We start from the raw sequence: 22,274 nt of genomic DNA, 5'->3' as shown, positions 1-22,274 counted from the left end.
GATCAGGCTCCCTTCGATGCAGATGAGACGTAGGAGATGAGTCCGGTCGTCGCGTTCGGTTCCTTCTTGCGGGTGGCCTGTTCGTCCTTGCGCTTCTTCCAATTCGTCTCCGGGCGAGACTGCAGCAGCATGACGTTGTTCGTTCCGTCCGCGTTGCGCTCCAAGGCCCATTCGATATCCTGTGGCGTCCCGTAATGCTTTTCTACGGCGACGGCGATCTCCGCGAGCTGAATCACCTCGTCGTCCGAGAGGCAGGCCTGCGAACGGCGTTCGGCGTCGACGTCGCGCAATTCGATTCCGGTCCCGTCGCTGTTGGGAACGTACTCCTGGGCTTTGTCCGCGATTCTGGATTCCTTGATCGTCGGGCCGATCTTTGAGATCCAGTACTCGTCCGGGGTGACTTCCCCCGACACGACGGACTGCCCGAGCCCGTAGCTGGCATTGATGGCAATCACGGAACGGTCACCGGTGGTCGGGCTAACGGTGAAGGTCACGCCGGCGACGTCGGCATCGGCCATGAGCTGGACGGCCACGGAGATCCGCGAGGCCAAAGCTCCCTCCGTGGCGTCCATGGAGGCGCGGTAGGAGATGGCCTGCGGCGTGTACAGACTGGCCCAGCATTCCCGGATCTTCTCCAGCACCGCGTCAGCACCGCTGACCCACAAGAACGTTTCCTGCTGCCCGGCGAAGGACGCGGCGTCCCCGTCCTCATCGGTGGCGGATGATCTGACGGCCACGGGAATCTTCACGGCATCGGCCTCGGACAGGCCGCGACGTTGCGCCGTGTTCTGGACCAACGTGGTGTAGGCCTCTGAGATCTGTCGTTCCATCTCCTCGGGCAGGGGCCGGTGCAGGATCAACTCCACGGCCTGCTCATGCGCCTGCTGCAGCTGCTGTGGACGGGCCTCCTGCATGCTCTGGACCAGGGTCTGCAGCTCGGTCCTGAGATCGGACGCGTCACGGAAGTCTTCGAACGCTTCCACGGTCACGGCGAAGCCGTCCGGGACGGGCAAGCCGGCGTTGACCATTTCTCCCAGGCTGGCGCACTTGCCGCCCACGGATTCTCGGTCTCCCGCGCCCAGCTCAGCGAAGGGGCAGACGTATCGTGACATCACTTCTGTTCCTCCAAGATCGTGACGGTGCCAGCATCGCCATCGACGCGGATCAGCTGGCCGGTCTTGATATTGGATGTGCCGAAGCCGACGCCGACCACGGCGGGCAGCTCGTACTCGCGGGACACAATGGCGGCGTGGCACATGATGCCGCCGATGTCGGAGACCGCTCCACGGATGCGGCCGAAGACCGGGGTCCAGCTCGGGCTCGTCACCGGGGCGACGAGGATCTCGCCGTCTTGCACGGTGTCGAGCTCGTCCGGGCGCAGCACGACGCGCGCCCGTCCTTCGGTCACGCCAGGAGACCCGGCGAACCCCTCCAAGACGGTCGAGGACGAGCCGCCGTCCTGCGCCTTGAGCCAGCGATCGACGGTTTCCGGGGTGATGCCCCAGAGCATGATCGTCAGAGGTTCGCTGACATCCCCCGGAACGGGGCCCAGCGCCGGCGGAGGCGTCCAGGCGTCGAGCGCCTGGTAGATCTCGCGGCGTCGCTGGATGATGGCCGGCCAGTAGTAGCCGCCCTGTGCGGTGCCGCCGGCGCCCCAGGCCATCTGCAAGTCATAGACGGCCTCTTCGACCTCGGCGCGACGGAGGAAGAAAATGTCCTCGACATCATCCCAGAAGCCCCATTCAACGAATTTTGCACTGAATTCGCGGACCTTGTTCCAGAAACCGGTCAAGAACCAGTGCTCGACGTAGAAGTTGTGGTTCTCCACGTAGGGGAAGACGGTGCGGGCCAGCCCCAGGGCTTCGTCGAAGACGGGACGGTCGTCCTCGTCGAGCAGCTCACGGTACCGATCCACGATCTCGTCGCGCTCGGCCTGTAGCCGGTCCAGGGGGCGGGTGAGGTCGTCGCCGGCTCGCAGCTGGTCGATATAGTCGCCGATGGCCCGGATGGGTAGCGACATGTCATCAATCCAGCTTCGGTGGGAGTGATACATACCGGATCCGTAGGAGAAGTTGAACCACGGGTCTTTGGCTTCTTCCAGTGCGGCCAGCCACGTGCGGCCTGCTTCTTCCGGCTCGAGCGCCGTGTTCAGTTCCTCCTCGGAAGTGGCGGACTTGATGGCGTCGGAGACGCCGAGCTCTTCTGCGAGGCGGGCGAGATTGCGCAGTTCGTCGTCGGGACGGAACAGTAGCACGTCGATTCCGGAGACCATCCGGGAGACCGTCTGGTCGTCGATCTCCGGGAAATGGTCCTTGCACAGCGTCAGGAACTGCAGGTATGCGGCGTAACCGAGGTTCAGGAATTCCGAATGCAGCGTCCAGATCTGGTCGCCCGCTTCCACCAGCCGGTGATAGCCGGCCAAGAAGAGGTTGCCCTGGGTGGGGCCGCGGTCTTCGAGCACCTTTTCAATGGGCTCAAACTCGCTGAGTTCCGGAACCTCGATGTCCACGACCGCCCGGATGGCTGCGGTCACCCGGGATTCCCATTCCTTGTAGAGGGTGTCCCAGTTCTGGAAGTAGTACCCAGCACGCTGGGAGAATTCTTCGGCGCGGCGGGCCTGGGTCTCCTCGTCCGGAGCGGGAAGCGTGGACATGTAGGTGTAGCCGTTGATGACTCTCACATCTAGACCCAGCGCCGGCGGCAGGGCGAAGACGCGGGTGTTGGTCACTCCGGTGCCCGTGAACGATCCATCGATGAGGGCGTGGTCGAAGGGGTATGAGACTTCGGGGAAGTGTAGGGAGTTGCGGAACCAGGTCTTCTGCGAATCCTCGGCCCGTCGGGTCTCGAGGAATCGGTTGTGGTAGGAATACATCTCCTCCCAGCCTTCAGCCCCCGGTGGCGTGGCGATCTCATAGGGATTCGGGAAGCTTTTCTCGGTGGCAGGGCGCGTGTCCTGGCTCATATCTGCCTGAGTCATGATGAGTCCTTCGGGTCGGAGATGGTGGCCTGCGGCTGTGTGATCAACAGACCGCGACCTAAGAGATGAAGACAACCACGAGCCTAAGAAAATGTGATCTGCATCACCAGCTTGTTTTTCAAAGAGTGGAAAACTATTCTGAGGGGACACCGAGAGGCAGGGGCAGTATGAGCACGTCACGAGAGCCTTCGGCAGGCGCTGCCAGTCGATCCACGCTGGAGACAGTTGGCTCCAAATCTGTGGCTGAGCGCGTCTTCACCGTCCTGTTGGCATTCGACGCTCAGCACCGGACCTTGACGCTGTCAGCCATCTCGCGACGGACCAGCCTTCCGGTCGCGACCGTCCATCGGCTGCTCCACAAGCTGGAGGGGATGGGCGCAGTCGTGCGGAACAACGAGGGCGCCTACAGCATCGGCCCGCTGATGTGGCGTATGGGGATCCTCTCCCAGAGCCATGACGTCATCGGCTATGGGGCTCGCCTATTGCTGATGCCCCTGAGCTCTCGGACGAATTCCGATGTGCGGGTGTACAGCTACTTCGATGGAGCCGCGATGTGTGTTGACGAGATCCTGGTGGCGTCCATGTCGGCGCAGAATGGGCTGGGGGAGATGTGCTCCTTGGAGGGCACCGCCGGTGGCATCGCGGTGGCAGGCCAGCTCTCCGCCGAGTCGCGGCGACGGCTCAGGCTGACCCAACGCAGCCTGCAGACGCTGGAACAGAGAATCGAGGCCTCACGCGATCGGCGCTACGTCATCCTGGAATCCGGAGATGCCGTAGAGTACGCGGTTCCACTGGATGTGCAGAACCGGCCGCCGATGTCGATGTCCCTCCGATACCACCGCTCTGCCGAAGCGTCCTCTCGACAGGACGAGTTTCGGATCGCTATCTTGCAGATGACAGCACGAAGCGTGTCTGCGCTCCTGAACGAAAGGCGGACCTGATGCCATTCTTGTCAGCCTCGCCAGGTTTGCCTAAGACAGTCGTGGCCCGGGCCCTGCTGATTCTGAGCCAATTCAGCGTCTCAGCTCCCTCCATGACCATCAGCGAAGTGTCGCGGAGCACCGGCTTGCCGGTCGCCACGACCTTCAGGCTCTTGGGCGAGCTGGGGGCCGGAGGATTCGTTGAGCGATCCCCGGAGGGGCGATATCGCCTCGGCATGCGCCTCTGGGAGATGGGATTGCTGACCCCCCTGCACGGTCGGCTCCGAGAGACCGCGCTGCCGTTTTTGCTCAACCTGCAGTACAAGACCCGGCAGACGGTGCAGTTCGCGATTCCCGATGATCTGACCGCACTCTACATCGAGAAACTGACCCATGAGGAATCTGTCCCCTTGCAGAGCCGCATCGGTGCACGCATTCCTTTGCATGCCACGGGCCTCGGCAAAGTCATCCTGGCCTTCAGCGAATCCTCGGTCCAGGAACAGATTCTTTCCCAGCCACTACAGCCCTTCACTCCCCATACCGAGGTTGATCCACAGCGTTTGGACCGTGGGCTGGAGGAGATCCGGCGCCGAGGCTATGCCACCAGCGCGCAGGAGTACGTGCTCGGATCGTCCTCGATCGCGGCCCCGGTGCTGGTGGACGGAGTGGCGCACGCCGCAGTGGGTCTGGTCAACTACCGACTGGACCCCGAATTGGAGCGCTACCAGGAGCCGCTGCTCCACGCCGCCGAAGGAATCAGCCACCGGCTCCAGGAGCTGGGGGAACAGGATTTCCCGAGCCTCCACGAATGAGGCTCGAGTCCAGCCGAGCTGAGGCGAGCGGTGCGGGGACTACACCCAGTTGATGCGGCGCAGGGCTTCGGTGCCCTTGCACGCGATGATGATGAAGTCGATCAGCCACCAGAGACCGAAGGTCAACCAGTTCAGCAGCAGCTTGGCGATGCCGAGGCCGACATGGCCGAGGTACATGCGGTCGATGCCCAGGTTGCCGAGGAAGAACGACAGCAGAATCGCCGCAACGAAGCTCTTCGGCGGGGTGTTGTACTGCATGCCGGAGCGCGCGGCCTGATTCTGGTACGGGTGCGGGGAGTAGCTCATCCACTGTCCTTGCTCGTTCGTCGAAGCCCCCACCAGGGGTGGGCCCCAGAGTTTCGCTCTGCGACCTGTAGCCCACCAGTGGGAAGGGGGATTCCCACGTCGCCCACATTACAGGGGGAGGGAGCCCGTTTCATCCTGTGTGGGTCCGTTCTATGGATGATTTCTTGGGTGAGATGATCCTACTCGCGGGGGAAGCGGGCTGGTCGACAATCTTCTAGGCTCAATCTCAGACAACGACGACGTCTGTATGGCAGGCGAGACTGAAGGAGCCCCGATGACATCCGATCCGCACTCAGCACCGGTGGAGGCTTCACCGGCCTCGACGTCGATTCGGTCAAACAAGGCGGCCCCGCTGTCCTACCGCAAGGCCATCATTGCCGGCGTGCTCGCGGCGGGAATCGGCATCGGCGGAGTCTGGATGGCTGCGGCGGCCCCCTCTCTCTTCGGCGGTGATGGCGGCGGCGAGCTGCAGGTCGAGAGCATTCAAGACGCCAGCGACTCGGGAACCATCGATACCCAGACCGCTGGGGTCAGCTATGTTGACACGGCCGGGGTTCTACACGAGCCCACGGTCGCTCAAGGGCTGTCGGATGTGAACTTCTACGAGCCCACCCGGTTGGTGCTCTTCACCGAGCGCGGCGCGGCCTCGGATAACTTCAACGAGCGTGTGCTGGCCTATATGCGCGATAACCATCCGGAGCTGATCTCGGACGATGGACAGAAATGGGCTGACGGCGTGGTGATCATCGGCATCGATCCCGAAGGACGGCACATCGGCTCGTACTTCGGCGAAGACCGCAAAGTGTCGATGGACATGCAGGAGGACATCCAGGAATCCGGGTTCGACGCCGCCCGTGAGGCCCGCTGGTCGGATGCGATGGTGGATGCTTCGGAGCGGGCCTCGGAGCTCGTCAACCGCCCGACGCTGGCGGCTCCGGGCCTGTGGGTCGCAGCAGGTGGCGCCGGGACTCTCGTGCTCGGCGGTGCGGCGGGTGTGTTCGGCGCCCGCACCCACAGACGACGCAAGACGCGCGATCTGATCGTCTCCGCTCAGGAGCACTACGCACAGGTGACCATGGATATGGAAGCCACCGAGCTTTCGGCGTCGACCATCCCCGAAGACACTCCCTACGGTGCGCGGATCCTGGAGCGGTTCCGCGTGTTCCATGATGACTATCTGAAGCTGCATGACGAGATCGACGCGCTCTCGGAGCTGACCCCAGAACAGCTGGGGGAGGCCGGGGTGCGCCAGCGGGCCAAGGACGCCGACGAGACGGCGTCGCTCCTGAACATGATGGACGACGTCATCGTCGACACGAACACGTTCCTCAACCGCCAGTCGGGCTGGGAACGGGCCTGGATGCGTCAGACGGAGCCGGTGCGCGAGGACCTGAACGCACTGAGCGAGTACACCGACTCAAAACTCTTTGATTCCTCGGCTCTGAAGAGCCAGGCCGTCACTCTTGGCGAATTCCAGCGGACCGCGCAGGCCGAACTCGAGGAGATCAGCGGTGGTGTGACCGAGGAAACGATCAGCCCAACCGAGGCGCTAGACCGGCTGGACGACATCCAGTCCCGCCTGTCGGAGCAACTGAAAACCTATTACGACGTGGCCGCTGCGGACTTCACCAAGACCTCGTCGGAGCGCTCTGACATGGATGAAGAGATGGAGAAAGCGCAGTCACAGCGGCGCCGGCGCCTCACCATTCTGGACTCGTCCTACTCGGGCGGGGTGAATCCGTACTGGACTGCTATCGCGTTTAGCCACGGCTACACCTCGGGCACCAGCTCGGTGGAGTCCTCTCGCTCCTCGTCATCGAGCGGTTCCTCGTCCGGCTACGGCGCCGGCGGTGGCAGCTTCTCCGGCGCCGGGTCGTCGTCTCGGTTCTAGAACTTTTCTAGAGGACCAGAGACGCAACCCAACCAGCGCCCAGCAGGGGCAGGTTGAAGTGCAGGAAGGTCGGGATCACGGAGTCGCGGATGTGATCGTGCTGGCCGTCTGCGTTCAGACCAGCGGTAGGGCCCAGCGTGGAGTCTGATGCGGGCGAGCCGGCATCGCCGAGGGCGCCGGCGGTGCCGATGATCGAGACGGTCGCCAACGGCGAGAAGCCCAGGGCAAGACACAGTGGCACGTAAATGGTGGTGATGATCGGCAGAGTCGAGAACGACGAACCGATGCCCATGGTCACCAACAGGCCGACCGCCAACATGGCAAAGGCTGCCATCGGCTTGTTGTGCCCGAAGATCGACTCCGTGGCGGTCACCAGGTTCGCCACGTCGCCGGTCTCGGCCATCACCGCGGCGAATCCCTGTGCGGTGATCATGATGAACCCGATCATTGCCATCATGCGCATGCCTTGGGTGAAAACATCATCTGCCGCCCGCCATCGCACCGCGCCGGTCACCAGGAAGATCGCGAGCCCGACCAAGGTGCCGAGCAACAAGCCATCTGCTTCGGAACCGGAGAGGGTGAGTGTCAGCTGGATGCCGAAGCAGCACAGGATTGCCACCACGGAGACGATCATCCGGTAGCGCGAGGACTCCTCGGGCTGTCCCACGTTGCCGGAGACCAAGGGCAGGTCGGCGTAGTCGCGCGGCTTGCGATAGCTGACGAACACCGCGACGAGCAGGCCGGCCATCATGCCCAATGCGGGGATGCCCATCGCATCCATCACGTTGATGCCCTCGGTCTCCATGCCGGCTGAGGCGATGTTGCCCATCAGGATGTCTTCGAGGAAGATCTTGCCGAATCCGAGCGGGATGTACATGTAGGTGGTGACCAGGCCGAAGGTGAGAATGCAAGCGATGAGTCGGCGGTCGATGCGCAGCTGATTCATCACGCTCAACAGCGGTGGGATCAGCAGCGGGATGAACGCGATGTGTACGGGGATCAGGTTCTGGCTGGCCACCGACATCAGCAGCACGCCACCGGCCAGGGCGTATTTGGTCACCGTCACCGTCCGGTCCGAGGCCCGCTCAGACGAGGAATCCAGCCGGCGGATCAGAGAGTTGGCCAGTGCCTGAGGCAGACCGGAGGACGCCACCGCCATGGCGAAGGCGCCCAATAGTCCGTAACTCAGGGCAATCTTGGCGCCGTCACCCAGCCCACCCTGGAAGGCGAGCATGGTGGCGTCCAAGCCTAGCCCGGCGACGAGCCCGCCGGCGACAGCTCCGATGAACAGGGCGATGACCACATGGACGCGGCTGAGAGCGAGGCCCAGCATGACAAGAACGGCGATGACGACGGAATTCACCGATTCAGCATAGGCGAGAATATATACCCACCACGATCGGCTGACCAGATGACACAACAGAAGAGGCGACAGGTGAGACACTAGAGGCATGGGTAACACGTCATTCACCACCCCGTGGGACACCGGATCACAGACCTACCGTCGGCTACTGCTGACCGGAATGGCACTGATCGGTGTGGGCGTGCTGCTGGCCATTGTCGGCGCCGTGGCCCAGATGCTGCCGGTCTCCTGGGCGGCGCTCAGCCTGATTGGCGCCGGCCTGGTGGTGCACGTGTGCGCCCAGGTGATCCGTTTCCGCGACGCGCGTCGTCGAGAGCGGGCCCGCACGCAACGCTGAGCCCGGCGCACTAAGCTGGTGAACACGAGGCCCGAGCCCGATCATTTTTCGACGGAAGGACGCTCTGCGATGAGCATCGATCCCGCTGTGCAGTCGCGCAGCTATCCGGCCACCGCGCCGTACCAGGTGGGACGCGAGGCTATCCGCCACTTCGCCACCGCGGTGAAGAACACCCACCCGTTCCACCATGACGTGGAGGCCGCCCGCGCGGCCGGACACGCCGACCTGGTGGCCCCGCCGACCTTCCTGGTCAGCCTGGCCCAACGCGCCGAGGCTGCCGTTATTGCCGACCCGGAGGTGGGCATCGACTTCTCCCGCGTGCTGCACGCCGATGAGCGTTTCACCCACCATCGCCCCGTGGTCGCCGGCGACGAACTGGTGGCCGCAGCCACCATTGCCTCCGTGAAGGCGCTCGGCGGCAACTCGATGATCACCACCCAGGTGGAGGTGACCACCGTCGCCGGTGAGGATGTGGCCACGGTGTATTCCACCCTGCTGATGCGCGCACCCGACACCGAGGAGGGGAACTGATGAGCATTTCACTGACGGACCTGACCAAGGGTGATGTGGTCTCCACGACGACGATCGAGCTCAACCGCGCCGATTTGGTGCGTTACGCCGGGGCCTCAGGTGACTTCAACCCGATCCACTGGTCCGAGTCCACCGCCCGCGGTGTGGACCTGCCCGGGGTGATTGCGCACGGCATGCTCACCATGGGCACCGCCGTCGACATCGTGTCCCAGTGGTGCGGGGATCCCAGCCGGATTCTTGACTATCAGACCCGCTTCACCGCCATGGTGCCGGTGGCCGACACGACGCCGGATTCGAACCCGGCGGATCCTTTCGGCGACGACGCCGTGCCTGGTGCCCGTCTCGAGGTGAAAGCCACCGTGGGAGCGATTAACGAGGAGCAGAGCACCGCACGGATCGACCTGGCGGTCATTAACCCCGATGCCGAGAACGCCCGGGTGCTGACCAAGGCGCAGGTGCTGGTGCGTCTGTGAGCACGCAGGTGAACACCGAAGCCCTGGCCGCGCACACCACCTCGCGGGTCGGCGGCCCGGCGCAGGCGTGGGTGGTGGCCGACACCGAAAAACAGATCGTGGAGGCCATCCGCGAGGCCGACCAGGCCGACACCCCGGTGTTGGTGCTTGGCGGCGGGTCTAATATTCTGGCCGCTGACGCCGGGTTCCCGGGCACTGTGGTGCGCTTGGCCACCACCGGCATCAGCACCGAGGAACTGACCGCGGATTCCGGTCAGCCCCGGGTGCGCGTGACGGTGGCTGCCGGTCATGTGTGGGACGACGTCGTGGCGTGGACCGTGGACCAAGGGCTCACCGGGCTGGAAGCGCTCTCCGGGATTCCTGGCTGTGCCGGGGCGACACCGGTGCAGAACGTGGGCGCTTATGGGGCCGATATCGCCCAGACCCTGCACCAGATCCGGGCGCTGGACCGCGCCACCGGGGAGGTCGTGGAGCTGAGCAACGCGGAGCTGGAGTTCGGGTACCGCGATTCGATCATTAAGCGCACGCTGGCCGATGCTGCTACTGACCCGCGCGCGGCCACTCCGCGCTGGGTGGTGCTCTCCGTCGAGTTCGACCTGCGTCGTAGCGGGTCGGAGGCGCCCGTGCGCTATGCGCAGTTGGCCCGCGCACTGGGCGTGGAGGAGGGCGAGCACGCCAGCCTGCAGGCGGTGCGCGATCACGTCTTGCAGCTGCGCGCCGGTAAGGGGATGGTGCTCAACGCGGACGACCACGACACCTGGTCTACCGGTTCGTTCTTCACCAACCCGATCGTGCCGGCGGCCCTGCGGGCGCAGCTGCCCGACACCGCACCGGCCTTCGGTGCGGGGGAGGACCCGGAGTCGGGTGAGGCGCTGGTAAAGCTTTCGGCGGCCTGGCTGATTGAGCACGCCGGATTCCCGCGCGGCTTCGGCACTGACTTGGTCGAAGGACGGGCGTCCCTGTCCACGAAGCACACCCTCGCGTTGACCAACCGAGGGCAGGCCTGTACCGAGGACCTGATCACGGTGGCCCGCGCGGTGCGTGACGGCGTGCAGAGCGCCTGGGGAATCGAACTCACCCCGGAGCCGGTGCTGCTGGGCTGTTCGCTCTAGCGAGTTTCGAGGGGTCTAGAGGTTGCCGGTGGCGATCAGCAGCATGCGGCGCACCGGCTCGGCGGCACCCCAGAGCAGCTGGTCGCCCACGGTGAAGGCGGAGATGTACTCCGGGCCCATCGCCAGCTTGCGCACCCGGCCCACGGGGATAGTGAGGCTACCGGAGGCGGCCACCGGGGTGAGGGCCTCCATGGTGGCTTCCTTGGTGTTGGGCACCAGCTGGACCCACTGATTATCCTCGGCGATGATCTGCTCGATCTCGTCGACCGGCACATCCTGATTGAGCTTCAGGGTCAGCGCCTGGGAGTGGCTGCGCAGCGCGCCAATGCGTACGCACAGGGAATCCAGCGGGATCACCATCTCGCCGGTGTTGCCCAGGATCTTGTTCGTCTCGACCCCGGCCTTCCACTCCTCGCGGGAGGTGCCGTTGCCCAGATCCGAGTCGATCCACGGAATCAGGGAGCCGGCCAGTGGCACCTGGAACTGGGTGGTGTCCATGGAGCCGTCGCGCTGAGCGGTGAGGACTTTACGGTCGATTTCCAGGATTGCCGACGACGGGTCAGTCAGCTCCTCGGCCACCACATCGTTGAGGGAGCCGAAACCGGAGAGCAGCTCACGCATGTGGCGGGCGCCGCCACCGGAAGCCGCCTGGTAGGTCATGGAGGTGCCCCACTCGATCAGCCCACGGCGGAACAGTCCGCCCAGGCCCATCAGCATGGTGGAGACGGTGCAGTTGCCGCCCACGAACTCCTTGACCCCGGAGGCGAGTCCGGCGTCGATAACGTCGCGGTTCACCGGGTCGAGCACGATGATGGAGGAATCCTCCATCCGCAGCGTGGAGGCGGCGTCGATCCAGAGTCCGTCCCAGCCGGCGGCACGCAGTCGCGGGTACACCTCTTTGGTGTAGTCCCCGCCCTGGGTGGTGAGAATGATCGGCAACGAGGCCAGGGTGTCGATGTCGAAGGCGTCGCGCAGGGTGTCGTCCGGGTCCACTCCGGGAAGGGCGGGAACCGGGCCGCCGGCGTTGGAGGTGGAGAAGAACACCGGGTTAATCTTGGCGAAGTCGCCTTCTTCCACCATGCGTTGCAGCAGCACGGAGCCGACCATGCCGCGCCAGCCGACCAAGCCCACGGTCTGGGTGGCGGCGGTATCAGCGGGTTTGAGGGTCTGAGTGTCGGGGGCAGCCTGTGAAGTCATGGCCCCCATTCTACGCGGGACGCGGCGCGGCTTCAGCGAGTTTCGTCACGAGCGCGCTTGCGCCGAGTGTAAGCCCACAGTCCGCCGGCCACGAAGATCTGGGCCAGCACCAGGATGAACAGCACCCCGATGATCAGATGACCCTGCAGGATGAACACCAGGCCCATGCCCGCACACACCAGAGCGAGAATCGGGCAGGCGATCAGGGCCAGGAAGGTGATGGACTGCTGGTCCAAGAGTCCGGACGTGCGTTGCGGTTCAGTCATCGTTGTTCTCCACTCGTTCCCAGCGTTCGTAGCGGTATTCTAGACCCTCGCGGGAGCGGACCCAGCCTTCGGCCGGTTCCACGCGGGTGCGCTGCCAGGACTCATCGAGCTCGGGGGCGTAGGTGTCGCCCTCGGGCTCCGCATTGATGAGGGTGCGTTCCACCACGGTGGCGACGTCGAGCGCTTGCTCGTAGATGGAGGACCCGCCGATCACCCACACCTGGTCCAGCCCGTCGGACTCCAAGGCGGCGTTGAGTCCCGACTGAAAATCGGGCACGACCACGGCGCCGGGGGCTTGCTGGGTGGCGATCTCGTCGTCCATGGTCAGGGTGCGGGAGACCACGATGTTAGTGCGATCCGGCAGCGGCCGGAACTGTTCGGGGAAGGACTCCCAGGTGCGGCGTCCCATCACCACCGGGTGGTTCACGGTCAGCTCACGGAAATGACGCAGGTCCTCGGGCAGGTGCCAGGGCATGGTGCCATCGCGCCCGATCACCCCGTTGAGCCCCTGGGCCCAAATCATGCCCACGCGGATGGTCGGTTCGTCGTCAGGGTTCATGCTGCTGTGTTCAGTCCTTGGGTCGGGCGTCGGGGCGAGAGGTGAAGAGGGAGGAGAGCTGAGAATAGAGGGGCGGGGAGCTGGCGCTCAGACGGCGACCGGCGCCTTGATGGTGGGGTGGTGCTGGTAGTCCACGAGCTCGAAGTCCTCAAACTCGTAGCTGAAGAGGTCCTCCGGGGTGCGGGTGAACCGCAGCTGTGGGTACGGGTAGGGATCGCGGGAGAGCTGTTCGCGCACCTGGTCCTCGTGGTTGGAGTAGATGTGCACGTCCCCGCCGGTCCACACGAACTCCCCGGGCCTCAGCCCCAGCTGGTGAGCGAACATCAGGGTGAGCAGTGAGTACTGGGCGATGTTGAACGGCACGCCCAAGAACATGTCGGCGGAGCGCTGGTAGAGCTGGCAGGACAGGGTGCCGGGTTCGCCGTCTGCGCCGGGGGTCACATAGAACTGGAACAGGGCGTGGCAGGGCGGCAACGCCATCTCGTCCACTTCGGCCGGATTCCACGCGGTGACCAGATGGCGCCGGGAATCGGGGGAGGTGCGCAGCTGCTCGAGGACCCGGGCGATCTGGTCCACGTGGGCGCCGCTGGGGGTCGGCCAGGACCGCCACTGCACCCCGTAGACGGGTCCGAGGTCGCCGTTCTCGTCAGCCCATTCATCCCAGATGCTCACGCCGCGCTCCTGGAGCCAGCGCACATTGGAATCCCCACGCAAAAACCACAGCAGTTCGTACACGATGGACTTGAAGTGCACCCGCTTGGTGGTGATCAGCGGGAACGACGCGGAGAGGTCGAACCGCAGCTGGCGCCCGAAGACACTGCGGGTGCCGGTGCCGGTGCGATCGGTTTTCACGGAGCCTTCGTTCAGCACCTCAGCAAGCAGATCTTCATAAGGGGTGGGAATAGTCACGGTCATGATCAACGAGCCACCAGGTCCTGATATTCCGGGTAACGCTGCAGGAAGTCAGCGACGTAGCTGCACTCGGGGCTGATGCGGGCTTCTTCCTCCCGCAGCCGGTCCAGGACCACCGTGACCAGGGCGCGGGCGTAGCCGCGGCGGGAGAACTGCTCGTCGATGATGGTGTGCTGCAACCGGTAGACCGGTCCGATGTGCCCGGAGGCGTCCTCGACGTCGTCCACGGTGTAGCCGAGGAACCCGATGAACTGCGGGGCGGCGGCGGACTCCCCTTCGGTGCCGGGGTGATCCTGCCACAGCTCGAAGCGGGCGCGGTCGGCGTCGTGCTCGATGCGGATGTGCTCGTGGACGATTTTCGGTGCGGACGTCATGTCTTTGAGCTTATCGAATCGGGGCGCCGGCTGGGTAGGGGATCATCCGTCGTAGGCGTCGTACACCTCGATGGCGACGATCCACCCCTCCCGGTCCACCGACTGGTGGGCCACGATGACTCCGCCCGGTCGCAGATACGGGTCGGCGGTGGGCAGGGCGCGCAGGATGGCCTGGTGGCGCTCGCTGGTGGTGGCGGCCTCGAGAGTCCAGGCACGCAGCTGTTGCAGGGCCAGCGGCAGCACGGGCCGGTGCATGCACACGAGCTGTGGGCGCCCCCGATCGAGCAGTCCGACGATCTCGCGGCCGGCCCGCTTCGGGTTTTTCCCGGCCTTCTTTTCGGTGAGCGCGCTGATCTCCTTCAGCGACCGCTTGGTGCTCTGCACATAGGGAGCCACTGTTTCGACGCAGCGCCGCCAGGGGGAGGACGCGATCTTGACGGGCTTCCAGGCCTGAAGCAGGGCGCGCACGGCCAAAGCCTGACGACGTCCGGTGGCGGCCAGCGGGCGTTCGCCTTCCGCCCGGGTCCAGGAGGAGCGAGGCTTGGCTTTGGCATGGCGCAGCACTACGAACGGGGTGGTGCGCAGTCGTCGCTCGGCGTGGGCCTGTTCCAGGGCCTCCAGGGGGAGCACATCACCGTCATTGGTGAGCTTGCTGCGGGCCTTCTTCGGGCTGACCCAGGCCACTTTGTCTACCTCGCCGTGGTCCGGGGTGGCTTCCTGTTTGGTGACTTCCGCGGCCCAGTACCAGACCTCTTTGGAGGCCCCGGACTTCAGGGTGTAGTGGGTCACCGGCAGCGGGATGCCGAGCCGGATGTCGAGGCCGATCTCCTCGCGGGTTTCGCGGACCGCGCACTCGGGCAGGGTTTCGCCGTCGTCGAGCTTGCCCTTGGGCCAGGACCAGTCGTTATAGCGGGGGCGGTGAATGATCAGCACCTCCAGTTCGCCTGCCCGGATGCGCCAGGGCAGCACCCCGGCCGCGAGCACGGTGGCGCGCGGAGCTTCATCCCACAGATGCTCGGCGGAGCGGGCGGCGGTCAGACCCGGGTAGGTGGACGCAGTAGTCGGCATGGTGCGGATGCCTCTCCTCGGTGCGAACGGTGCTGATGGCGAGCGTGTCCCGGCCTCGGGGCGGGATTCAGACGGTGGAGGTGACTGCGCCGACGAAGAGGACGTCGGTTTCGTCGATTGTAAAGCCCAGGGAACGGTACAGGGCCACGGCGGGGGCGTTGTCTGCATCAACATACAACACGATGCGCTCCAGATTCTGCTCCGCCAGGTGGTTCAGCCCGCGGGCGGTGAGCACGCGTCCGAGTCCACTGCCCTGGGCCTGGGGGTGGACGCCGACGGCGTAGACCTCGCCGTCGGTGGAGCCCACCGGGATCTTCGTCCAGTGGAAGCCGGCGAAGGCGCCCTCGAGACGGGGGTCCTCCGCGACGAAGAAGCCGGCCGCCGAGAACCAGTCTTCGCCCTGACGTTCGCGCAGGTCCTCCTGGGTGAGCCGGCCCTGCTCAGGGTGGTCGGCGAAGGCCGCGGCGTTGGTGGCCAGCCAGGCTGAATCGTCCTGGCCGGGCACAAATTCCCGCACCGTGATCCCCTCGGGTGCGGTGTCGTCCCAGCGTGCGGAGGTGGCTGTGGGGTGTGGCGTGGAGAGCGGCAGGGCCATCTTCCAGAGTTCGCGGGCCGGGGTCAGCCCGGTGGTGGCGGCGAGGTGTCGGGCGGCGGGGTGGTCGCCGTGGGCCCAGGCGCTGAGTGCGGCGTCGGGGTGGTGCTCGGTGAGGTGGCTGCGCAGTTCTTGGACCAAGCCGGTGCCGTGGCCGCGGCCCCGGTGGTTGGGGTGGATCAGCATCTCGATCAGCAGTGGTTCGGATTCGGTGCCGACCCCAGAGAGGGATGCCGCGCCGAGGAGCACCGTGTTGTCGCCATCGTTGTCGCCGTCGTGGTGATCGGTGTTGTTACCGGGGAGCGTGAACAGCCGGGCGGTGCCGCGGCGCAGTTCCACCCAGGTTTGATCGGAGAACGCCGGTTGACCATCGGTTTCTTGGCCGGCCGCGGCCAGCCGAGACAGGGCGTCGAGCATCTTAGTCGCAGGGGGATCGGTGAGCTCGGAGGAACGGGAAGAAGCGTCGCTCATGACTCCACTGTAACGCCGTCATCAGTACCGGTGGCCAGCGCCTCGGCGCGTTGGCCTTCGCGCGGGGCGAACCGGTAGCCCACGTTGCGCACCGTGCCGATGAGTTGTTCGTGATCGGAACCCAGCTTGGCCCGCAGTCGACGCACGTGCACATCAACGGTGCGGGTGCCGCCGTAATAGTCGTATCCCCACACCCGGTGCAGCAGCTCCTCGCGGGTGAACACCCGGCCCGGGGCAGCCACCAGGAACTTCAGCAGTTCGAACTCTTTGTAGGTCAGGTTCATCGGCTGCCCGTTGACCTTGGCGGTGTAGGTGGATTCATCCACGGTCACCCCGGAAGCGCGCAGCTGGGTGGTTGGACCGGCCAGCTGTGCCACCGTGGCGGCCCGTTCCAGGGCGATGCGCAGTCGGGCGCTGATTTCAGTGGGCCCGGCGGAGACGAGCAGGAAATCCACGATCGGCCACTCGGAGCTCATCGCCGCCAGCCCGCCCTCGGTCACGAACGGCACCACCGGGGTGGTCTCGGCGGTCTGCCGGGCCAGGCGGGCCACGTTGCGGGCGCCGGTGAGATCGGTGCGGGCATCGATGAGTAGCAGGTCGACGTCGTCGACGTCACGCAGTGCGGCCGAAGAGAAGGGGCGCACGGTGATGTGGTGGGAGAGAAACTCGAGGGCCGGAAGCGCTGCTCCCGGGGTGGTGGCCTGGGGCGAGAGCATCAACAAGCGAGCCATCGTTCTCCTTCGGCGGGCGGGGGTGGGAACGCCCAGGCTTCAGTATAGAACGACGTTGGAGTGGGCCGGGGTGTTGAGACGCGCCGGGAATTGTGCGCAGAACCATGCAAAGATGGAACGGTGAGACTCCCGGCCCTGGCATTTAGTTCGGTGGCCGCTGCCGTGTTGTTGATGGTGGCGGCGTCCATTCCGCCCGTGATGGCGCGCTGGGCGGTGCCCGCGGTGCTGACCGGGTTGTTGCTGATCTTTGCCTGGGGGTGGCCCCGGCTGCTGGGGGCGCCGTCGCGCCGCTCGCTCAGTGCGACCATCGCGGTGCCCGCGGTCGTCGTCGTGTGGGCCGTCACCCTGTTAGAAGACCGGTGGAACTTCTCCAATGAGGTCATGCTGGGCGATCGCCCGGATTTGTGGCTGGCACCGGTGGCTGCCGCGACCGCGCTGGGTACCATGGTCGGATTCGTGGTGCAGGTGCTGCGCGGCCAGGGGCGCCCATTCCGGCTGGAATCCACCGCCTCCACGGTGACCGGTGTGGCGATTGGTACTTCTGCTTCGGCCTGGGCGCTGCTGATCCGCACCCAGACCGATGCGGTGACCGCCTGGTTCGAAACCGGGGCCGACCTCGGGGCGCTGACCCCCACCGGAGGGGTATCCGAGATCCCGGTGCTCACGGTGTCTTTGCTCGCCGGTACGGTGGCGGCCGCGCTGATCGGGCTGCTCCCGACCACCCTGCCCGTGCGAGTCTTCGTGATGGTGGTGGTGGCCGGCGCGCTACCCCTGGGGGTGTATTCCGGGCTGAACCAGGGGGAGATCCACTATGTGGCCACACTCGCCGTGGCCGGGGTGCTCAGTGGTGCCCTCGTCGGGCTGATCCGCGCCGCCGTCGAGCAGGAACAAGACATGCAGGCCATGACGTTGATCGACGACGCCTCCACTCTGGTGACCGATGAGCCACTCACCGCCGAGGCTGCTTCGGGTGCCCGGCGCGGTGAACTGATTGCCACACTGAGCCTAGGGGCCGCGCCCGTGTTGGTCAGCGGCATGGTGCTCTACTTCACGCTCTGGGTGGTTCCGCCGTTAGGATGAGGCCATGAGTACCGCATCCACACAGCAACCGGCCACCGAGGCGTACACCGTCGCCCTCGAAGACGGCGGAGATGACGTGATTGAACGCGCCTTTCGCTTCATCGGCGGGGTGCTCACCTCGGCCCTGGGCGGGCGCGGACAGGACGTCATTGGTGAATCCGTGGTGGTGCGCCGCCGCTCCGATCGAGCCTCTCAGCTGCGTATTGATGTGCCGGATGAGTCCGCCGGGGAGCAGATCCTGGAGCTGATCGCCGCGGACCTGGAAGCCATGACCGCCCCGGAGTTCGCCGAGGAATGGTTGCACGCCGAACACGAGGGGCGTCACGTCGGTCCTTCATGATCGTTGGGGTGCGTTCGCGTGCAGTAGACTGAAGCCATGTCACTTCTCGCACTCGAAATCTTCTTCCTGGTCCTGCTGGGTCTGGCCGGACTGGCCATGGCCGCCTTCGCCGTGCTCGTGGTTGCCGGCCTGTTCAAGGGCCAGCAGTAACCCCACCCCCGCTGATTCCACTGCATTATGGCGACTGAGTTACCGTACGATCTCATTCCCGAGCTCGCCCCGCTCTCGTGGGTGCTCGGCTCCTGGGAGGGCCAGGGTCGGCTGGGCTCCGGTGAGGACGACGACCAGATCTTCTACCAGCGCGTGGACTTCACCGAACAGGGCCTGCCGTTCATCGAATACCGGGCCGAATCGTGGATCTGCGAAGCCGACGGTACCCTGGTGCGTCCGCTGACCACCGAGTCCGGATTCTGGTCGCTGGATCGCGATCGGCACGACGCCGATGTTGGCCCCGGGCTCTCGCCCGCCGATGTCGTGCCCGCCTACCGCTCCGCCGAAGACGTGGAAGCCTTGCGCTCCTCGGAAGACAGCTTCCCCATCACCGCGACCATCACCCACCCCGGCTCCTTGTCTGAGCTGTACTACGGTCGAGTGCGCGGCCCGCAGATTCAGCTGATTTCCGATGCCGTGATGCGCGGCCCGCTGGCCGGGGAATACCACTCGGCGAGCCGGATTTTCGGCCTGGTCAACACCCAGTTGTTCTGGCGCTGGGATGTGGCCGCCGCCGAGGGGGCAGAGAAAGAAGCCCACGCCTCCGCCATCCTGGACCGACTGCCATCCCTCACCGATGGCCGCCTGGCCCCGGGCACCCCGCACACGCCGGGCAAGAAGGACGCCTGAATGAGCGCCGACGCGCGACCCACCCCGATTCTCGGTAGCGGTATCGACGCACCCGTGGCCGCTCACTACGGCCAACCCCACGCCGAGCAGCGTGCCCTGGAGCAGGGCACCGCCGTCGTGGACCTTTCCCACCGCGGGGTCGTGGGCGTGACCGGGCCCGACCGGCTGAGCTGGCTGCACGTGCTCACCAGCCAGGATGTGGCCTCGCTGCGCCCCGGGGTGTCCACCGAAATGCTGTTCTTGGATTTGCGCGGCCGGCTCGAATATGATGTCGCCCTCGTGGACGACGGCGCCACTGCCTGGCTGATCGTTGAACCCGGGTTGAACACCGGGCTGACGGAATGGCTGAATTCGATGCGGTTCGCCTCCCGGGTGGAGGTTACCGACCGCACGGACGATATTGCGGTGATTGGTTCCACCGCCGAGGTCCCTGGCTGGGGGGCCAGCGACGGCGCACTGAGCGTACACGCCGTCTGGGAGGACCCGTGGCCGGCGATCGCCCCCGGCGGCTTCCCCTACAGCGCCGCACCCGACCCGGAAGATCATCCCGGGGCCGACTGGTCGTGGCGGCTGTATCTGGTGGGGCGTGCCGAACTGGGCCGTCTGTCGGAGGCGTTGCCGCAGGGCTGGCGACTGGCCGGCACCCTGAGCTCGGAGGCGCTGCGGATCGCCGCTGCCCGACCCCGCCAGTTGGTGGACACCGATGAGCGCTCGATTCCGCACGAACTGGATTTGTTGCGCACCGCGGTGCACCTGACGAAGGGCTGCTACAAGGGCCAGGAAACGGTGGCGCGCGTGCACAACCTGGGCCACCCGCCGCGCCGGCTGGTGCAGCTGATGCTTGACGGGTCGATGCACGGCCTTCCCGAGCCCGGCTCCGAGCTGGTGGTGCGCGACCCAGACGCTGACGAAGCCGCCCTGGCCGGCGCACGTAGCGTTGGCACCGTGACCTCGGTGGCACACCACCACGAGATGGGTCCGATCGGTCTGGCCATTCTCAAACGCACCGTGGATCCGGAAGCAGAATTGGTGGTTCGGCAGAAGGATGCCGAGGGTGCGGTCACCGAGCTGGTGGCGGCGAGCCAGCAGGTGCTGGTCTCACCCGATGCCGGCAATATCGTGGGTCGTCCGCAGGGCGATTTCCTGCGCGGAGCCCGCCGGCACCTCTAGGCCGAGGCCCGCCCCGCATCTAGTCCAGTAGCACCGTGGTTTGCGAACCGGAGAGCACGAAGCCGAGCCGGTCGGCCAGCCGTTCTGCGGCCCGGTGCCCCATGGGCGCCCGCCATTGCGGGATCAACCCTGCGGCGAAGGCCTCATCCATGGTGACCGCGGTGGCATAGGAGCCCAGGCCCCGTAACCGTAGGTCGGGGTGCACCAGGGTCGAAATCCCAGCCACCAGGTTTTCCCACTCTTCAAACCCGGAAGCAGCGACAGCCTCGCCGGTGGGGGTGCCCTGCCCGTCGTCGGGTACCAGGGCCACCGTGGAGTCCAGATGTGAGATGGCGGCGGCGGTGGCGTCGTCGGCGGGGCAGGCCCGTTCCAGGGCGTCGACGTCGTCGCGCTCGAAGGAGACCGCCAGGGTGGTCGAGGGCTCGACCTGCGGTGAATCGTCGGCGTAGTACAGCGTGGTCTCGCCGAGGGACCGGGCCGCTCCAGGGAGGTCTCCGTAGTCAGTGGCCAGCCGAATCAGCGTAGATTCCACCGCCAAAACCTCATCGTGGACGGGGCGGGCGGCTTCCACCAGCCACCGCGGACCGTAGACGACGGACACAGAGAAGAGCCGCAGGAAAGTGGCGATGTGCCCGTCGTCTCCGGCATCGGTGCGGTCGAGGTCGTCGGTGAAGATTTCCACGCGCTGAGTTCCGCCGCGTTCGGCGGCGTCGAGGAGGAGGTGGTCATCGAGCCCGAAGCTGCGACTCCACGCGAGCAGCACCACCTGGCGGAGGTGCTGGGTGAGTTCAGCGGCCAAAGAGCACCTTCGCTTCCTCGTAGCGGTGCGCGGGGACTTCTTTGAGCCCATCGAGCGCCTCGGCGAGATCCACCTGAACGATTTCGGTGCCCTTCAGCGACACCATCCGGCCGTAGCGGCCCGCGTGGATGAGGTCGACGGCACCCATGCCGAACCGGGTGGAGAGCACCCGGTCGAACCCGGTGGGTGCACCTCCGCGCTGGATGTGGCCGAGCACGGTAGAGCGGGACTCCACACCGGTCATGTCCTCGATAGTGCGAGTCACCCATTCCCCGATGCCGCCCAGACGCGGTCGCCCGGAGGCTTCGACGCCGGCTTCGGCCAGAGGATCATCGTGGCCCTCGGGGATGAAGCCCTCGGCGACGACGACGAGCGGTGAGCGACCGCGTTCGTGGACCTGCTTCACCCACTGGCAGACCTGTTCCATGGGGGTGCGGACCTCGGGGATGAGGATGGCGTGGGCACCGGCCGCCATGCCGGAGTGCAGGGCGATCCAGCCGACGTGGCGGCCCATAACTTCGGCGACCATGCAACGGTGGTGAGATTCGCCGGTGGTGCGGAGCCGGTCCATGGCGTCCGTGGCGATGGAGACGGCGGTGTCGAATCCGAAGGTATAGTCGGTGCCGCGTAGGTCGTTGTCGATGGTTTTGGGTACGCCGACGAGCGGGATACCGTCGTCGTAGAGCCGTTTGGCGCCGGCGAGGGTGCCCTCACCGCCGATGGCGACCAGGGCGTCCAATCCGAGCTGGCTCATGTTGTGTTTGATGTTGTCGGGGCCACCGCCCTCGGCGTCGTAGGGGTGTGTGCGCGAGGTGCCGAGGATGGTGCCGCCGGTGCGGGCGAGGCCGCGGACCACCTGGCGGGGCAAATCCATGACGTTGCGGTCGATCAGGCCCTGCCAGCCGTTGCGGATGCCGACGAATTCGTAGTCATAGGTTTTGATTCCGTGGAGCACGGCGGAACGGATGACGGCGTTGAGCCCGGGGCAGTCGCCGCCGCTGGTCAGCAGGCCGATGCGCATGTGAATCCCTTCGTGGCGAGGTAGAGGTGCAACACATTCCCAGGCTAGTCGGGTGTGGGCCCGGGGAAGAACAGTTGCGTTGCGCCGGTTGCGTCGCCGTGGCGGGGCCGCCCAGGTCGGACGTCCCCGCCA

25 protein-coding genes are annotated in these 22,274 nt (G+C 65.8%); 11 read left to right on the top strand and 14 right to left on the bottom strand.

Features of this window, described 5'->3' with window-relative positions; genetic code table 11:
* Positions 1-2: 2 nt before the first annotated feature.
* Both P8192_RS11000 and P8192_RS10995 read right to left on the bottom strand, forming a co-directional pair.
* The gene (locus P8192_RS11000) at positions 3-1,112 is read right to left on the bottom strand and encodes a PEP/pyruvate-binding domain-containing protein (RefSeq protein WP_278157040.1); all 1,110 of its coding nucleotides are present in this window, start codon (positions 1,110-1,112) and stop codon (positions 3-5) included.
* Positions 1,112-2,977 carry a PEP-utilizing enzyme gene (locus P8192_RS10995; protein ID WP_278157038.1) on the bottom strand — a complete coding sequence of 622 codons (1,866 nt, stop codon included), beginning with the start codon at positions 2,975-2,977 and terminating at the stop codon, positions 1,112-1,114. Before P8192_RS10995 ends, P8192_RS11000 begins: the two co-directional genes overlap by 1 nt.
* Before the next feature lie 167 nt (positions 2,978-3,144).
* Here P8192_RS10995 and P8192_RS10990 point away from each other — a divergent pair, with 167 nt between their 5' ends.
* A complete protein-coding gene (locus tag P8192_RS10990) occupies positions 3,145-3,918 on the top strand; it encodes a helix-turn-helix domain-containing protein (protein ID WP_278157036.1) in 774 nt (257 codons plus the stop codon).
* Between the two features lie 26 nt (positions 3,919-3,944).
* Entirely contained in the window at positions 3,945-4,709 is a 765-nt protein-coding gene (locus tag P8192_RS10985; RefSeq protein WP_278157034.1) for an IclR family transcriptional regulator, read from the top strand.
* Between the two features lie 39 nt (positions 4,710-4,748).
* Here P8192_RS10985 and P8192_RS10980 read toward each other — a convergent pair whose 3' ends face one another.
* The gene (locus P8192_RS10980) at positions 4,749-5,015 is read right to left on the bottom strand and encodes a TM2 domain-containing protein (protein ID WP_278157032.1); all 267 of its coding nucleotides are present in this window, start codon (positions 5,013-5,015) and stop codon (positions 4,749-4,751) included.
* A 274-nt stretch (positions 5,016-5,289) separates the two neighbouring features.
* On the opposite strand from P8192_RS10980, the gene P8192_RS10975 reads away from it, so the two are divergent.
* On the top strand, positions 5,290-6,906 hold the full coding sequence (locus tag P8192_RS10975; protein ID WP_278157030.1) for a DUF5129 domain-containing protein: 1,617 nt from the start codon (positions 5,290-5,292) through the stop codon (positions 6,904-6,906).
* Between the two features lie 7 nt (positions 6,907-6,913).
* On the opposite strand, the gene P8192_RS10970 is transcribed toward P8192_RS10975, so the two are convergent.
* Complete coding sequence (locus tag P8192_RS10970; RefSeq protein WP_278157012.1) at positions 6,914-8,269, bottom strand: Na+/H+ antiporter family protein; 1,356 nt, start codon at positions 8,267-8,269, stop codon at positions 6,914-6,916.
* Between the two features lie 88 nt (positions 8,270-8,357).
* On the opposite strand from P8192_RS10970, the gene P8192_RS10965 reads away from it, so the two are divergent.
* From P8192_RS10965 to P8192_RS10950, 4 genes are all read left to right on the top strand, one after another.
* Positions 8,358-8,606: a hypothetical protein gene (locus P8192_RS10965; protein ID WP_278157011.1), complete on the top strand. Its 249-nt coding sequence runs from the start codon at positions 8,358-8,360 to the stop codon at positions 8,604-8,606.
* A gap of 69 nt (positions 8,607-8,675) precedes the next feature.
* On the top strand, positions 8,676-9,137 hold the full coding sequence (locus P8192_RS10960; protein ID WP_278157009.1) for a MaoC family dehydratase N-terminal domain-containing protein: 462 nt from the start codon (positions 8,676-8,678) through the stop codon (positions 9,135-9,137).
* Complete coding sequence (locus tag P8192_RS10955; RefSeq protein WP_278157007.1) at positions 9,137-9,610, top strand: MaoC/PaaZ C-terminal domain-containing protein; 474 nt, start codon at positions 9,137-9,139, stop codon at positions 9,608-9,610. Before P8192_RS10960 ends, P8192_RS10955 begins: the two co-directional genes overlap by 1 nt.
* Entirely contained in the window at positions 9,607-10,722 is a 1,116-nt protein-coding gene (locus tag P8192_RS10950; protein ID WP_278157005.1) for a UDP-N-acetylmuramate dehydrogenase, read from the top strand. Before P8192_RS10955 ends, P8192_RS10950 begins: the two co-directional genes overlap by 4 nt.
* A gap of 15 nt (positions 10,723-10,737) precedes the next feature.
* Here P8192_RS10950 and asd read toward each other — a convergent pair whose 3' ends face one another.
* From asd to P8192_RS10910, 8 genes are all read right to left on the bottom strand, one after another.
* On the bottom strand, positions 10,738-11,919 hold the full coding sequence (asd, locus tag P8192_RS10945; RefSeq protein ID WP_278157003.1) for an aspartate-semialdehyde dehydrogenase: 1,182 nt from the start codon (positions 11,917-11,919) through the stop codon (positions 10,738-10,740).
* Between the two features lie 32 nt (positions 11,920-11,951).
* Positions 11,952-12,185, bottom strand: a complete 234-nt coding sequence (locus P8192_RS10940) for an NF038396 family protein (RefSeq protein ID WP_278157001.1) — start codon at positions 12,183-12,185, stop codon at positions 11,952-11,954.
* A complete protein-coding gene (locus P8192_RS10935) occupies positions 12,178-12,744 on the bottom strand; it encodes a dihydrofolate reductase (RefSeq protein WP_278156999.1) in 567 nt (188 codons plus the stop codon). Before P8192_RS10935 ends, P8192_RS10940 begins: the two co-directional genes overlap by 8 nt.
* A gap of 87 nt (positions 12,745-12,831) precedes the next feature.
* Positions 12,832-13,659, bottom strand: coding sequence for a thymidylate synthase (locus P8192_RS10930; protein ID WP_278156998.1), 828 nt, complete (start codon positions 13,657-13,659; stop codon positions 12,832-12,834).
* Between the two features lie 2 nt (positions 13,660-13,661).
* Positions 13,662-14,030 carry a GNAT family N-acetyltransferase gene (locus P8192_RS10925; protein ID WP_278156996.1) on the bottom strand — a complete coding sequence of 123 codons (369 nt, stop codon included), beginning with the start codon at positions 14,028-14,030 and terminating at the stop codon, positions 13,662-13,664.
* Between the two features lie 42 nt (positions 14,031-14,072).
* On the bottom strand, positions 14,073-15,098 hold the full coding sequence (locus P8192_RS10920; RefSeq protein ID WP_278156994.1) for an NUDIX hydrolase: 1,026 nt from the start codon (positions 15,096-15,098) through the stop codon (positions 14,073-14,075).
* Between the two features lie 67 nt (positions 15,099-15,165).
* On the bottom strand, positions 15,166-16,161 hold the full coding sequence (gene mshD / locus P8192_RS10915) for a mycothiol synthase (RefSeq protein ID WP_278156992.1): 996 nt from the start codon (positions 16,159-16,161) through the stop codon (positions 15,166-15,168).
* Positions 16,158-16,892, bottom strand: coding sequence for a winged helix-turn-helix transcriptional regulator (locus P8192_RS10910; protein ID WP_278156990.1), 735 nt, complete (start codon positions 16,890-16,892; stop codon positions 16,158-16,160). The genes mshD and P8192_RS10910 overlap by 4 nt, the downstream gene beginning before the upstream one ends.
* 120 nt (positions 16,893-17,012) lie before the next feature.
* On the opposite strand from P8192_RS10910, the gene P8192_RS10905 reads away from it, so the two are divergent.
* From P8192_RS10905 to P8192_RS10890, 4 genes are all read left to right on the top strand, one after another.
* Entirely contained in the window at positions 17,013-17,972 is a 960-nt protein-coding gene (locus P8192_RS10905; RefSeq protein WP_278156988.1) for a hypothetical protein, read from the top strand.
* Positions 17,973-17,976: 4 nt separating this feature from the next.
* Positions 17,977-18,312, top strand: a complete 336-nt coding sequence (locus tag P8192_RS10900) for a hypothetical protein (RefSeq protein WP_278156986.1) — start codon at positions 17,977-17,979, stop codon at positions 18,310-18,312.
* A 177-nt stretch (positions 18,313-18,489) separates the two neighbouring features.
* The gene (locus P8192_RS10895) at positions 18,490-19,152 is read left to right on the top strand and encodes an FABP family protein (RefSeq protein WP_278156984.1); all 663 of its coding nucleotides are present in this window, start codon (positions 18,490-18,492) and stop codon (positions 19,150-19,152) included.
* Positions 19,153-20,322: a YgfZ/GcvT domain-containing protein gene (locus P8192_RS10890; RefSeq protein ID WP_278156983.1), complete on the top strand. Its 1,170-nt coding sequence runs from the start codon at positions 19,153-19,155 to the stop codon at positions 20,320-20,322. It abuts the gene before it with no gap.
* Positions 20,323-20,341: 19 nt separating this feature from the next.
* On the opposite strand, the gene P8192_RS10885 is transcribed toward P8192_RS10890, so the two are convergent.
* Positions 20,342-21,121: a GNAT family N-acetyltransferase gene (locus P8192_RS10885; protein WP_278156981.1), complete on the bottom strand. Its 780-nt coding sequence runs from the start codon at positions 21,119-21,121 to the stop codon at positions 20,342-20,344.
* Positions 21,111-22,142: a 6-phosphofructokinase gene (locus P8192_RS10880; protein ID WP_278156979.1), complete on the bottom strand. Its 1,032-nt coding sequence runs from the start codon at positions 22,140-22,142 to the stop codon at positions 21,111-21,113. Before P8192_RS10880 ends, P8192_RS10885 begins: the two co-directional genes overlap by 11 nt.
* Positions 22,143-22,274 lie beyond the last annotated feature (132 nt).

Source organism: Citricoccus muralis, from assembly GCF_029637705.1.
Lineage (GTDB): Bacteria > Actinomycetota > Actinomycetes > Actinomycetales > Micrococcaceae > CmP2.
This window is presented reverse-complemented; position numbering and strand designations above follow the sequence as displayed.